This is a genomic window from Zoogloea sp. (genome assembly GCF_041908905.1).
GTDB lineage: Bacteria > Pseudomonadota > Gammaproteobacteria > Burkholderiales > Rhodocyclaceae > Zoogloea.
Map to the genome: position 1 here is coordinate 1 of NZ_JAYREK010000058.1, position 12,924 is coordinate 12,924.

11 protein-coding genes are annotated in these 12,924 nt (G+C 65.0%); 10 read left to right on the forward strand and 1 reads right to left on the reverse strand.

The annotated features are described in order from the left end of the window. Nucleotides 1-309: 309 nt before the first annotated feature. Nucleotides 310-861, reverse strand: coding sequence for an NUDIX hydrolase (locus ACE3OU_RS18240; protein WP_374242983.1), 552 nt, complete (start codon nt 859-861; stop codon nt 310-312). A gap of 160 nt (nt 862-1,021) precedes the next feature. Between ACE3OU_RS18240 and ACE3OU_RS18245 the strand changes: the two genes are divergently transcribed. The 10 genes from ACE3OU_RS18245 to ACE3OU_RS18290 all read left to right on the forward strand — a co-directional run. Then, on the forward strand, nt 1,022-3,067 hold the full coding sequence (locus ACE3OU_RS18245; protein WP_374242984.1) for a diguanylate cyclase: 2,046 nt from the start codon (nt 1,022-1,024) through the stop codon (nt 3,065-3,067). A gap of 222 nt (nt 3,068-3,289) precedes the next feature. Next, nucleotides 3,290-3,607 (forward strand): flagellar transcriptional regulator FlhD, encoded by a 318-nt coding sequence (gene flhD, locus ACE3OU_RS18250; RefSeq protein ID WP_374242985.1) that lies wholly within the window; start codon nt 3,290-3,292, stop codon nt 3,605-3,607. 38 nt (nt 3,608-3,645) lie between these two features. Further along, a complete protein-coding gene (flhC, locus tag ACE3OU_RS18255; protein ID WP_374242986.1) occupies nt 3,646-4,191 on the forward strand; it encodes a flagellar transcriptional regulator FlhC in 546 nt (181 codons plus the stop codon). 184 nt (nt 4,192-4,375) lie between these two features. After that, the gene (motA, locus tag ACE3OU_RS18260) at nt 4,376-5,227 is read left to right on the forward strand and encodes a flagellar motor stator protein MotA (RefSeq protein ID WP_374242987.1); all 852 of its coding nucleotides are present in this window, start codon (nt 4,376-4,378) and stop codon (nt 5,225-5,227) included. 61 nt (nt 5,228-5,288) lie between these two features. Continuing rightward, on the forward strand, nt 5,289-6,317 hold the full coding sequence (motB, locus tag ACE3OU_RS18265) for a flagellar motor protein MotB (RefSeq protein ID WP_374242988.1): 1,029 nt from the start codon (nt 5,289-5,291) through the stop codon (nt 6,315-6,317). A gap of 40 nt (nt 6,318-6,357) precedes the next feature. After that, the gene (locus tag ACE3OU_RS18270) at nt 6,358-7,560 is read left to right on the forward strand and encodes a methyl-accepting chemotaxis protein (protein ID WP_374242989.1); all 1,203 of its coding nucleotides are present in this window, start codon (nt 6,358-6,360) and stop codon (nt 7,558-7,560) included. A gap of 23 nt (nt 7,561-7,583) precedes the next feature. Then, entirely contained in the window at nt 7,584-7,949 is a 366-nt protein-coding gene (locus ACE3OU_RS18275; RefSeq protein ID WP_374242990.1) for a response regulator, read from the forward strand. A gap of 36 nt (nt 7,950-7,985) precedes the next feature. Beyond that, nucleotides 7,986-10,274 (forward strand): chemotaxis protein CheW, encoded by a 2,289-nt coding sequence (locus ACE3OU_RS18280; protein ID WP_374242991.1) that lies wholly within the window; start codon nt 7,986-7,988, stop codon nt 10,272-10,274. A 123-nt stretch (nt 10,275-10,397) separates the two neighbouring features. Further along, complete coding sequence (locus tag ACE3OU_RS18285) at nt 10,398-10,901, forward strand: chemotaxis protein CheW (RefSeq protein WP_374242992.1); 504 nt, start codon at nt 10,398-10,400, stop codon at nt 10,899-10,901. A gap of 51 nt (nt 10,902-10,952) precedes the next feature. Further along, a partial coding sequence (locus ACE3OU_RS18290; protein WP_374242993.1) for a HAMP domain-containing protein occupies nt 10,953-12,924 on the forward strand: 1,972 nt, incomplete at its 3' end.

The window sequence follows — 12,924 nt, forward strand, 5'->3', positions numbered from 1 at the left end:
CCCGAACAGGACCGTGAAACGAGACCGCGCCAATGATAGTGCACACCCGTGCGTGAAAGTAGGTCATCGTCAGACTAACCCCATGCAAACCCCCTGCAGCAAACGCTGCAGGGGGTTTGGGCTTTATGTGGCAGGAAACTTAAAGCAAATTGCCCTGATAAAACCTCGCCTTGTGATTTCGGGGAATGGGTCAAGCCTTTCCCGGTTGCCAATAGCGCACGCGATCAAGCGCAGGCATCAATCGGGGAAGGTGCTGGCATTGAATGACCTTCCCCTCGGAGGTGTGAGTTGGGGGTGGTTTCGGCGTCTTTAGCGGTATGTATCCGGTACGGGGATGCTTAGGCTGGTGGTGTGCAGATCGAACTGCCCCCGGCGCCGGTCTTCAAAAAAGGCTTTGAGTGTGTATGTCACCGACCGGAAGGCTATTTCATCCCAAGGAATCTGTGCTTCGGTCATCAGGGCCGCTTCGAGGGATTCCTCGCCAGGTTTGAAGTCCAGGTCGAGGACGCGAGCCCGGTAGATGATGTGGATCTGACTGATGTGGGGTAAATCCACAAATGAGAACATCGGGCCGAGTTCGATACGGGCGCCAGCCTCCTCGAGAGTCTCCCGGATGGCGCCCGCTCCGCAGGTTTCGTTGTTTTCCATGAAGCCGGCCGGCAGCGTCCAGCAGCCATAGCGCGGCTCGATGGCCCGTTTGCACATGAGTATCTTGTCATCCCATGTGGCCAGGGCGCCGACGACGACCTTGGGGTTCTGGTAGTGAATCGTGCCGCAGCGGTCACAGACATGCCGCGGCAGGTTATCGCCCGGAGGGACCTTCAGGCTGACGGGAGCACCACAATGAGAACAATAATTCATGGCTGTAGGATGTTCAGGAACGTTTGCCTGATTCTAATGTAACCCACCCATGGGTGTCCTGATGGCGGCGGGAATGCCGCTTGTGGGCGGGGGAGGGGCGTGTTTTCCGATAAGCTTGGAGCGGGCGGTGGAGGGGCCGCCAATTTTCACTGGAAATCTTATGGCGCAGCCGATCGATATTACGAAGTTCGAACAACTGAAGGCCTCGGGTGACCTGCCGTCGCCCAAAGGGGTGGCGCTCGCCATCATCCGGCTGATCCAGCAGGAGGATAGTTCGGTTGCGGAACTGACGCGGGTGATCAAGACCGACCCAGCTTTCGTGGGACGCCTGATCAAGGCTGCCAATGGGCTGACGGGGCATGGTCGGAGGGCGGTCGCGTCGGTGCAGGAGGCGTTGATGGTGCTGGGAATGCCGACTGTCCGAACCCTGGCGCTTGGGTTCTCCCTGCTGTCGAGCTATCGGGACGGGCGTTGCCGTAATTTCGACTACGGGCGTTACTGGACAGGGTGTCTGGTACAGGCCCTGGCAATGCAGGCCGTGACGAAGCGGACACGGTCTGCGGCGGCGGAGGAAACCTTCTGTCTCGGCCTGCTGGCGAGGATCGGTGAGCTTGCGCTGGCGACCTTGTATCCTCAGGAATATGCCAAGGTGCTGCAGCAGACATTGGAGTACCGGGATATCCCCCTCGCGGTGCTCGAACAGCGAGCCTTCGCCATGGATCACCGGGAGCTGGGCTCGGCGATGCTGGCTGACTGGGGGCTGCCGCGAATCTTCCATGAGCCGGTTTTTTTTGCGGAACATCCTGAGGAGTCCGGCTATGCCGAGGGCTCGCGGGAGTTCGTGATCGCGCATTCGCTACAACTCTCGTCGTTCATCGCCGAGATCTTCGTGGCGGAGGAGGCGGAGCGACCGATTCTGGTTGGTCGCCTGTTCGAGATCGCTTCCCGCCTGTCCTTTGACCCTGTGACGGTCACCGAGATGTGCGACGCGATCGTGGCGGAGTGGCAGGGGTGGGGGGATCTGCTTGATCTCGACACCCAGGAGATCCCGCCATTCAGCGAACTGGCGAGCCGGGGCGAGGCGATTGCGGCGAGTCTTGCCACCGAAGCAAGGGAGCGGGACGGTGGCCTCGCGACGGACGGGCGCCGCGTTCCGCGAGGGGGGGAGTCGCTGTCCCAGGGGGGCGCCTCGGCAGGGGGCGCAGCGCTGGGGCTGCCGGTGGGCGTGCAGCCGATGCGGGTGCTGATCGTCGATGACGACGCGAGCATGCGCGCGCTGGTCCGCAAGGTGCTCGAGACTGTCGGCCATCAGGTCATCGAGGCGGCGGATGGGCGCGTCGGGATGGAGATGGCGCTCGAATTCCAGCCGCAGTTGATGATCGTCGATTGGGTGATGCCGGAGATCAGCGGCCTCGAGCTGACCCGGGCGCTGCGGCAGACCAAGATCGGGCGCAGCATATATATATTGGTGATGACGGGGATGGAAGACGACGATCGTCTCATCGAGGCGTTCGAGAACGGTGTCGACGATTTCATGAGCAAGCCGATCAATCCGCGGGTCCTGGCGGCTCGTCTGAGGGCCGGGCAGCGGGTGATCCGCCTGCAGCAGGAGCTCGATCGGGATCGCGAGGAGATCCGGCGTTTTGCGGCCGAGCTCGCGGTGTCGAATCGTCGCCTTCAGGAAGTGGCCCTCACCGATTCCCTCACCGGTTTTCCCAATCGGCGCTATGCGATCGAGCGGATCCAGCAGGAGTGGTCGGTGTCGTCGCGCACCCGACGGCCGCTCTCGTGCATGGTCATCGACGTCGATCAGTTCAAAGGCTATAACGATGCTCATGGGCACGATGTCGGCGATGCGGTGCTCAAGCAGGTTGCGGGCGCCATCAAGGGAGCGCTGCGGGCGCAGGACATCGTGGCCCGGACGGGGGGCGACGAGTTTCTGGTGATCTGCCCGGATACCGGGCTCGATGCCGCGCTGGCCTGTGCCGAGCGGGTCCGCTTCGCCGTTGAGAGCGCGCCGTTGCCCCTGTCCGGTGACTTGCTGAGCATGTCGGTCAGCATCGGCGTGGCGACCCGGGATACGGTGATGGGTGATCCCGATGCCCTGGTCAAGCGTGCCGATCAGGCCTTGTATCTGGCCAAGAACAAGGGCCGGAACCGGATCATGACCGCGCAGTCCCTGCGGCCGGGCCCCGTCCTGCCCTGAGCGCTGGCGCGATGGTGAGCCTTGGTGTGTACGCAGACGAGCCTCGGGTGGGACTGCGGGAACCGGGCGCGATGCCCATTTTGGGGGATTTTGTAAGTAATTTTCTTACTCCGCCTTGCGGAAAATGTCTTACGGAATTATCCGAAGCCCTCGAATGGTTGGTTTTGCCGGTTGACGGCAGAATTTGCCGCATAGAAACGGAGCTTTACCGAGGAGACGATCATGAGTGCCAACGGTCTGCACGAGGAGATCAGGGAGCTGAATCTTGCCTACCTGATGCTGACCCAGCATATGCTGCGCGAAGACCGCGCGGCCGCCATCTATCGTCTCGGCATCGGCGAGGAAGTCGCCGACATGCTGGAAGGGCTCAGTTCTGCGCAGATCCTGCGCATGGCGAGTTCCACCATGCTGCTGTGCCAGTTCCGTTTCAATGACACGATGCTGGTGGATCTGTTGTCTTCCCATGGTCGCGAGCGTGGCGCGGCGCATCTCCACGCGGCCATTCTGGCGGCTGGGCGGCCGGTGGAGAACCTGGCCTGATCCGGACCGATCCCGGGCGATCGAAAGGAAGGCGTCCCATGCGCAACAAGAGCGTTCTGCAGGAGGCCCAGGATATTCAGCGGGCGGTCGAGCTGATCCGCCTGGGGGCACGCATGCAGATGCTCGAGGAGGAGACAGCGCTGAGTCGCGAGCGTCTCCTCAAGCTCTACAAGGAGGTGAAGGGTGTGTCGCCTCCGAAGGGCATGCTGCCCTTCTCCACCGACTGGTTCATGTCGTGGCAGGCCAACATCCATGCGTCCCTGTTCATGGCCCTGTACCGTTTCGTGCGCACCCAGGCCAGGCAGGAAGGGCTTGATGCCATCGTGCAGGCCTATCGTCTCTACAACGATCACATCGAAGCCTTCGAGATGGAGCAGGTGCTGTCGCTGACGCGCGCATGGACCCTGATCCGCTTCTTCGACGCCAAGCTGCTCCAGTCGGCCAAATGCACCTGCTGCGGTGGCGAGTTCGTCGTCCATGCCTTCGATCCGACGGGGCATTATGTCTGTGGCCTGTGCCATGTGCCTTCCCGTGCCGGCAAGACCAAGAAGGCTGCCGCGGCGGCGGAGAATCCGCTTCCCTGACCCTCCCTCTTCGATCCGAAGAGTTGATGCCGCCGGCCGCCGGCGGTTTTTTTTGGGATTTTCAGGTGACGACATCCTTGCGTCAGGTGCTCAAGTTTATCCAGGCAGGGCCGATATGGCCGATGAAGAACAATGCATCCGGGGCGGTTCCTGCGCGGCTCGTCCATAGACTGGGGTTTCGGCGATGTTTCTGATCATCGGCTACGTCATCATCCTTGCTGCATCCCTCGGCACCTATGCGGTGCACGGCAGCCTGGCAGCCTTGTGGGTGCCGACCGAGTACATCGCCATCGTCGGCCTTGCGCTGGGCGGTTTCGTGGCCGGCAACGGGCCGAAGGCCATCAAGGGCACCATCGCGGCCCTGCCGACGATCTTCAAGGGCTCGCCCTACAACAAGGCGTACTACATCGACGTGCTGTGCATGCTCTACGAGATCCTCGCCAAGGTCCGGAAGGAAGGCCTGATGTCGATCGAGGGCGATATCGAGAACCCCGAGGGTAGCCCCATCCTGTCCAAATACCCCGCCTTCACGGCGGATCATCACGCCGTGGACTTCCTGTGCGACTACCTGCGGATGATGGTCGGCGGCAACCTCAATGCCTTCGAGATCGAAAACCTGATGGACATCGAGATGGAAACCCACCACCAGGAGGCGCACATGCCGGCGCACGTGGTCAGCAAGGTGGCGGACGGCGTGCCGGCCTTCGGTATCGTCGTGGCGGTGATGGGGGTGGTGAACGTGATGGGTTCGGTGGGCCAGCCGCCGGCGGTGCTCGGCAAGATGATCGGCGGCGCGCTGGTGGGGACCTTCCTCGGCATTCTGGTTTCCTATGGTTTCGTTGCGCCGGTGGCCGGCCAGCTCGAGCAGAAGGTCGAGGAGGGTGGCAAGATCTATCAGTGCATGAAGGCAGTGCTGCTGGCCAGCATGAACGGCTATGCACCCCAGGTGGCGGTCGAGTTCGGACGCAAGGTGCTGTTTGCGGCGGATCGCCCCGGCTTTGCCGAACTGGAAGAAGCCATCAAGAGCAAGAAGTGATGAGCGCCCGAATCGTGTGGCCTGAGATCGCGCGGCCTGCTGGCCCTGGGGGAGCGCAGCCATGAGCGACGACACCCAGCAGCCAATCGTCGTCAAGAAGATCAAGAAGGGGGGCGGTGGTGCCCACGGTGGGGCATGGAAGATCGCCTATGCCGACTTCGTGACCGCGATGATGGCCTTCTTCCTGCTCATGTGGCTGCTCGGCTCGACGGCCCAGGGCGACCTGCAGGGCATTGCGGATTTCTTCAATTCCCCGCTCAAGGTGGCGATGAGCGGGGGCTCCGGCGCCGGTGACGCGACCAGCCCGATCGCCGGAGGCGGGCAGGATCTGACCCGCTCGGTCGGGCAGGTGAAGCGTGGTGACGTGGACGGCCGGCGCACCATGAACGTCGAGGCGGCCAAGGGCGGCACCAAGAGTGTTGGCGAGGAGGGGGCCCAGGAGGCCGAGAAGAAGCTGGAGGAGCGTAAGGAACGCGCCCGTCTGGAGGATCTGAAGGGGCAGATCGAGGCGATCATCGAAGCGAGCCCGAGTTTGCGTCCCTTCAAGAGCCAGCTGCTGCTCGACATCACCTCGGAGGGGCTGCGCATCCAGATCGTCGATGAGCAGAACCGGCCGATGTTCGACTCATCCAGCGCCTCGCTGCGGCCCTATACCCAGGAGCTGTTGCGCTCCATCGGCGCGACCCTCAACGGGGTCGACAACAGGATCAGTCTGTCGGGCCACACCGACGCGACCCGCTATGCGGGCGGAGAGCGGGGTTTCTCCAACTGGGAACTCTCGGCCAACCGGGCGAACGCCTCCCGGCGCGAGCTCGTCGTGGGCGGCCTGGCAGAGGGCAAGATCGTCCGGGTCGTCGGTCTGGCCGATACCTTGCCCCTCGATCCGGCCAACCCGACGGCGCCGCTCAACCGCCGGATCAGTATCATCGTGCTCAACAAGCAGGCCGAAGCGGCGCTGCGGGGCCATGCCAGCAAGAAGCTCGACGTGAGCGCCAGCGACGGGGTCGATGTGGGTGACATCCGCGCCGGCCTTGGGGCTTCCCCGCGCCCGGCGCCCCGTCCGCCTCCTAAAGATTCGGCCGGCGAATGACGATATCCAGCCTCGTATCCATATTTGTAATCGAGTGATCATGAAGTTGTCTCGAACCACTGTGACGACGCTTGGCCTTGCGTGGTCCGGGCTGGCTGCGTGGCTTCCCTCGCAGCTGCCCGGCGGGTTCGCGGGCGCGCCCGTCGCGGTGGGCGGGGCCGCCCTAGGATGGCTGCTGCTGATCGCCCTGCTGCCGAAGACCGTCGAGGCCCAGCCCGCGGCCACGAAGGATGCGCCGGTCGTGCCGGAGGGGCTGGTTGCCGTCGAGGACGTGTTGCGGGAGTGTGCCGCCACGTTCCGGCGGCAGCACGAGGCCATCCGCAGCGAGGTGAGCCGTGTGCAGGACATGCTGTCCGACGCCATCGCGACCCTGACCTCCAGCTTCAACGGCATCCTCACCGCGACCCAGGCCCAGGAGGCGATCGCCGTCGGTCTGGTGAAGGACGACGACGAGGCCGAGAGTGCAACGAGCTTCGACACCTTCGTCCAGACGACCTCGGACGTCATGCAGAAGGTTGTCGACAACGTGGTCATGAACAGCAAGCTCGGGATGGAGCTCGTCGAGCTCACGGATAGAATCTCGAGGCGTGCCTCCGACGTGGAAAGCATCCTCGGCCAGATCGCCGGCATCGCCAAGCAGACCAACCTGCTGGCGCTCAATGCCGCCATCGAGGCGGCGCGGGCGGGCGAGGCGGGGCGGGGGTTTGCGGTGGTCGCCGATGAAGTCCGCGATCTATCCACCCGCACCAGTCAGCTCAGCCAGCAGATCTCCACCGTGATGAAGTCGATGCGCGAGGGTGTCTCCGGCGCCGAGGAGGCGATCGAGCGCCTTGCCTCCACCGACATGAACTTCGCCGTCCAGTCGAAGGATCAGGTGGCGCAGGTGCTGACTTCCATCGAGGACATCAACCAGCAGCGGGGCAAGGCCATCGTCCGGCTGGGCGAGCATGCCCGCGAGATGGACGGTGAAGTCGGGCGCGCGATCACGGCCCTGCAGTTTCAGGATATGGTTTCGCAGCTGATCACCCACGTGGACAAGCGCGCGGAAGCCCTCGACGCCTTCATGGGCGAGTTCGACGGCCTGTCCGAGGGTATCCGTCGCCTGGTCATGTCCGGCGACGCGGCCGCCCTGGTGCAGACGGCCGGGCAGGTGCGGCAGCATCTGGCCGCTATCGAAGAGCGCCTCAGCCGCAGCCCGGTGAGCCAGACCGAAATGTCGCATGGCGACATCGATTTGTTTTAGTTTCAGAACCCTAGGAAAGAATAATGGCCAAGACCGTACTCACCGTTGATGATTCTGCCTCGATCCGGCAGATGGTGTCGTTCACCCTGAAGAGCGCCGGCTACGAAGTGGTCGAAGCCGTCGATGGGATGGATGGCCTCGAGAAGGCGAAGGGCAAGAGCTTCAATCTGGTGCTGACCGACCAGAACATGCCGCGCATGGACGGCCTGACCCTCATCAAGACGCTGCGCGGGATGCCCACCTACCGCACCGTGCCGATCCTGATGCTCACCACCGAATCGTCCGACACGATGAAGTCCCAGGGCCGCGCCGCGGGAGCGACCGGCTGGCTGGTCAAGCCCTTCGACCCGCAGAAGTTGATCGAAGTCGTCAAGAAAGTGATCGGCTAAGCAAGGCCCGGCGTTGGCGGGGCAGGGGAGACAGGCATGGCCATAGACATGAGCCAGTTCTACCAGGTGTTTTTCGAGGAAGCTGCCGAGCACCTGGCGAGCATGGAGGCGTTGCTGCTGGCGATCAACCCGGCGGCGCCGGATCCGGAGGAGGTCAATGCGCTCTTCCGTGCCGCGCATTCGATCAAGGGGTCGAGCGGCACTTTCGGCTTCCAGGACATGATGGAAGTCACCCATATCCTCGAGACCATGCTCGATCGGGTCCGCAAGGGCGAGGCACCCCTCACCGACGACATGGTCGACGCCTCGCTGGTGGCGGGGGACGTACTCAAGAACCTGCTGGCCGCCCACCGGGGCGAGGACGAGGCCGACCTGGCCGCGGCCGAGGCCATCTGCCACCGTCTCGAGGCCCTCTGCCTGGCCCTCGACGGCGGTAACGTGGCGGCCCCCGCGCCGGCGCCCGCGCCAGCCTTTGCGGCAGAAGCCCCGGGCGGGAGCGAAGGGGGCTTCGAGGTGCATTTCCGGATTTCCGGCGACCAGGCCGCCGCCGCCGCCGCGCTGACGAGCCTCGTCGAGGAGCTGTCCGGGCTCGGTAGGGTCGACACGGTTGCCGCTCCGACCGAAGGGAGCGCCGACTGCCACCTGCGCATCGTCACCGACGCGACGGCCGAAACCGTCGAGGGGATCATCGATTTCGTGGCGGATGCGGCGACGCTGAGGATGGACCGCCTGGCCGCGGCGCCAGTGGCCGTCGAGGAAGAGGCTTACGGATTCTTCACCGATCTGAAGCAGGTGGTGGACGAAGCCTACGGTTTCTTCGAGCCGCTGCCGGAAGTGCCGGCCGCTGCCGAGCCCTACGGCCTGTTTACCGATGTCGCGGCGCCGGTGGAGCCCTACGGGTTCTTCACCGACCTGCCCGGGCCGGCCGAGGCTCCGTCCCAGGTGTTTTCCGCCCCGCCGGAGGAAAAGGCCTACGGCTTCTTCGACCCGCTGCCAGCGCCGTCGGCGCCCGCGCCCCAGCTGGCGCCTGTTGCCGAGGTCGAGCTGCCCGAGGCCGCGTCGCCGGTTGCGATGCCGGCGGCGGATCCGGCCCCGGCTGCCACCGTGGCCCGTAAGGCTCCGGTCAAGGCGGTCGGGAGTGGGGACAGCGGCTCGATCCGGGTCAGCGTCGAGAAGGTAGATCAGATGATCAACCTCGTCGGCGAGCTGGTCATCACCCAGGCCATGCTCACCCAGGCGGCGAGCAGCGTCGATCCGGTGGTGTTCGAGCGCCTGATCAACGGCCTTGCCCAGCTGGAGCGCAACACCCGCGATCTTCAGGAGTCCGTGATGTCGATCCGGATGATGCCGATCTCGGTGGTCTTCAGCCGCTTTCCGCGGGTCGTTCGGGATCTCTCGCAGAAGCTCGGCAAGCAGGTGGAGCTCAAGACCATCGGCGAGACGACCGAGATGGACAAGAGCCTGGTGGAGCGGATCACCGACCCGCTCACCCACCTCGTCCGCAACAGCCTCGACCACGGTCTCGAGACTCCCGAGCGGCGCCGCGCCGCCGGCAAGCCGGAAACCGGGACGATCACCCTGTCGGCCTATCACCAGAGCGGCAACATCGTGATCGAGGTGGGCGACGACGGCGCCGGGCTCAACCGCGCCCGCATCCTGACCAAGGCCAAGGAGCGCGGCATGGCGGTCAGCGACGCGATGAGCGACCAGGAGGTCTGGCAGCTCATCATGGAGCCGGGGTTCTCGACGGCGGAGCAGGTCACCGAGGTTTCCGGCCGCGGGGTCGGCATGGACGTGGTCAAGAAGAACATCTCGGCGATGGGCGGCCGCATCGAGCTCGAGTCGATGACCGGCGTCGGCACCCGCATCACCGTGCGCCTGCCGTTGACCCTGGCGATTCTCGACGGCATGAGCGTCGGCGTCGGGCCCGAGACCTACATCATTCCGCTGGGCTACGTGATGGAGTCGATGCAGCCCGAGCGCGGCATGATGAAGAGCATCTCGGGGGTCGAGCGCCTGATCCAGGTGCGCGGCGAATATCTGCCGGTGATCTGCCTGCACGAGGTGTTCCACATCAGCGGTGCGATCACCGACTGGTCGAAGGGGATCATGGTGGTCCTCGAGGCCGATGGCCAGAGCGCGGCGCTCTTCATCGACCAGCTGATCGGCCAGCACCAGGTCGTCATCAAGAGCCTCGAAGCCAACTACCGGCGCGTGCCGGGCATCACCGGGGCGACGATCATGGGCGATGGCCGCGTCGCCCTGATCCTCGATGTGCCGGTGCTCGTCAACATGGCCAGGCGGGTGCTGCCGGCGGCGGCCTGAGCCCATCCGTTTGTCCTGCGTCAACAAAGGTCGCCTCCGGGCGGCCTTTTGCGCATGGATGACGCCTTCAGAAAGGAATGGGGCTGCCGTAAAGGAGACATCCGCCACAAGGAGTCTCTCACCATGTTGCAGGCCAACCAGACCGCCACCGCCCACGAGTCGGAAGAGCCCGGCTTTGCCCAGGAGCTGCTCACCTTCACGCTGGGGGCGGAGGAATACGCCATCGATATCCTGAAGGTCCAGGAGATCCGCGGTTACGACGCGGTGACCACCATCGCCAACGCGCCGAGCTTCATCAAGGGGGTCATCAACCTGCGCGGCACGATCGTGCCGATCGTCGATCTGCGCATCAAGTTCTCGGTCGGGGTGGCCGAATATACCCCGTTCACCGTGGTGATCATTCTCAACATCGGCGGCCGGGTGGTCGGGATGGTGGTCGATGCGGTGTCCGACGTCATCGCCCTCAAGCCCGAACAGATCCGCCCCGCCCCGGACTTCGCGTCCTCGGTGGATACCGCCTACATCATGGGGCTGGGGGCGATCGGCGAACGCATGCTGATCGTCGTCGATATCGAGCGCCTGATGTTGTCCAGCGAAATGGCACTGGTCGACGAAGCTGCCCAGTAAGCGGCGGGCTGCCGTTGCCGCCGCGCAATCCGACGCCGAAAGAGGCTGAGCATGAGTGGAGTCTTCTCCCCCGCCGTGGGGGTCATGAACCGGCTGTCCGTACAGGGCAAGATGGCCTTGCTGGGCGTGATCGCGCTGGTGCCCCTGATCGTTCTGGCGGCCATGCTGAACCAGCGCATCGCCGCCGAGATCGCCTTTACCCACAAGGAAACCCGCACCGTTCCTATGGTGATGCCGGCGCGTCAGTTGATGCAGGCGGTCCAGCTCCATCGGGGGGTTGCCCAGGCGGTGGTCGGCGGCAACGCGGCGCAGGCCGCGCGGCTGGCGGAACTGCAGGCCCAGGTGGGCCAGGCTCTCAGGGAGGGCGACGCGGTTGATGCCCGTGACGGCGCGGCGCTCGGCACGGCGGGAGTGTGGAAGGCGCTGCGCGAGGACTGGAGCGCGGTGCAGGCCAAGGCCGTGTCCGTCGGCGCCGACGAAAGCTTCCGGCTCCATACGGCCTACATCGAGCGGGTCCGGGATTTCATCACCAGCATCGCCGACCACAGCAACGCGATGCTCGACCCGGAGCTCGAAACCTTTTACCTGATGGATGTCTTCGTGGTCCGCCTGCCGGCCCTGATCGAGGACGCGGGCCGCCTGCGGGCCCAGGGGGCCTCCCAGGCCGCGCGCCAGGGGCAGAGCGCCGCCGAGCGCATCGACATGACGGTGATGCTGCGCCGTCTGCAGGACGCCCGCACGGCCATCGAGACGGCGCTCCGGAAGGCCGGCAGCCAGGACGCCGCGCTGCGCACGAAGCTGGCCGGCGCAGGCGAAGCGCTGGATGCCAGCCTGGATGCCTACCTGACGCTGGCCCGGACCGGGCTGCTGGAGGCGTCCGAGATCACCCTGCCGCCGGCCCGCTACTTCGAGGTGGCCACCGGGGCCGTGGACGCCGCCTACGGGCTTTTCGACCTGGCCGCCCGGGAGTTCGACCAGCGCCTCGCCGAACGTCTCGCCCGCCTCGAGCAGGCCCGGGCGCTGGCGCTCGGGGTGATCGCCCTGAGCCTGCTGATCGTGGGTTATCTCTTCATCGGCCTGCGTCGCACCATGCTCCAGGCGATCGGTGAGATCGACGCCGGCGTCGGCCGCATCGCCCAGGGCCGGCTCGATGAAAAGCTGGTGGTGCCGTCCCGGGACGCCTTTGGAGACATCGCCGTCGCCCTCAATGACATGCAGTCCCGGCTGCGCGCCAAGATGTCGGCCGACAAGGCGGTGGCGGACGACAACCTGCGGGTGCGCAACGCGCTCGACAAGGCCAGTACCAACATCATGGTGGCCGATCCGGATGGCCAGATCGTGTATTGCAACGAAGCCGTCCTGGGCATGCTGCGCAATGCCGAGCACGACATCCGCAGGGATCTCCCGTCCTTCCGGGTGGATGGCCTGGTTGGGCGGAACTTCGACGCCTTCCACAAGAACCCGGCCCACCAGCGGAATGTGCTGGGTGCGTTGCGTGGCGAGCACCGCGCCACCGTCAAGCTGGGGGGGCGGACTTTCGCGCTGGTGGCCAATCCGGTCACCAACGCCGAGGGTGTGCGTCTCGGCTCGGTGGTGGAGTGGGTCGATCGCACCGCCGAGGTCCACGCCGAAGAGGAGCTGGCCACGCTGATGCAGGCCGCGCTGGCGGGTGATTTCAGCCGGCGGCTGTCCACCGAGGGCAAGCGGGGCTTCTTCGTCACCCTTACCGAGGGCATGAACCAGCTCACCGAGGTCATCTCGATCGGCCTGCACGACATTGCCCGTGTGCTGAACGCGATCGCGCGCGGCGACCTGACGGAGAAGATCACGGCGGAGTACGGCGGCACCTTCGGCCAGCTGAAGGACGACACGAACACGACGGTGGAGCGTCTGCGCGAGGTGGTGGGGCAGATCAAGGAGGCGTCGGAGTCGATCAACACGGCGGCGCAGGAGATCGCGGCGGGCAACGCCGACCTGTCGGCGCGGACCGAAGAGCAGGCGAGCAGCCTGGAAGAGACGGCCA

Bases quoted from the DNA above. Each gene is read 5' to 3' on its own strand.
- flhD (WP_374242985.1), top strand. From the start codon at position 3,290: ATGAGTGCCAACGGTCTGCACGAGGAGATCAGGGAGCTGAATCTTGCC.
- motB (WP_374242988.1), top strand. From the start codon at position 5,289: ATGAGCGACGACACCCAGCAGCCAATCGTCGTCAAGAAGATCAAGAAG.
- ACE3OU_RS18240 (WP_374242983.1), bottom strand. From the start codon at position 861: ATGAATTATTGTTCTCATTGTGGTGCTCCCGTCAGCCTGAAGGTCCCT.
- motA (WP_374242987.1), top strand. From the start codon at position 4,376: ATGTTTCTGATCATCGGCTACGTCATCATCCTTGCTGCATCCCTCGGC.
- ACE3OU_RS18245 (WP_374242984.1), top strand. From the start codon at position 1,022: ATGGCGCAGCCGATCGATATTACGAAGTTCGAACAACTGAAGGCCTCG.
- ACE3OU_RS18270 (WP_374242989.1), top strand. From the start codon at position 6,358: ATGAAGTTGTCTCGAACCACTGTGACGACGCTTGGCCTTGCGTGGTCC.
- flhC (WP_374242986.1), top strand. From the start codon at position 3,646: ATGCGCAACAAGAGCGTTCTGCAGGAGGCCCAGGATATTCAGCGGGCG.
- ACE3OU_RS18275 (WP_374242990.1), top strand. From the start codon at position 7,584: ATGGCCAAGACCGTACTCACCGTTGATGATTCTGCCTCGATCCGGCAG.
- ACE3OU_RS18285 (WP_374242992.1), top strand. From the start codon at position 10,398: ATGTTGCAGGCCAACCAGACCGCCACCGCCCACGAGTCGGAAGAGCCC.
- ACE3OU_RS18280 (WP_374242991.1), top strand. From the start codon at position 7,986: ATGGCCATAGACATGAGCCAGTTCTACCAGGTGTTTTTCGAGGAAGCT.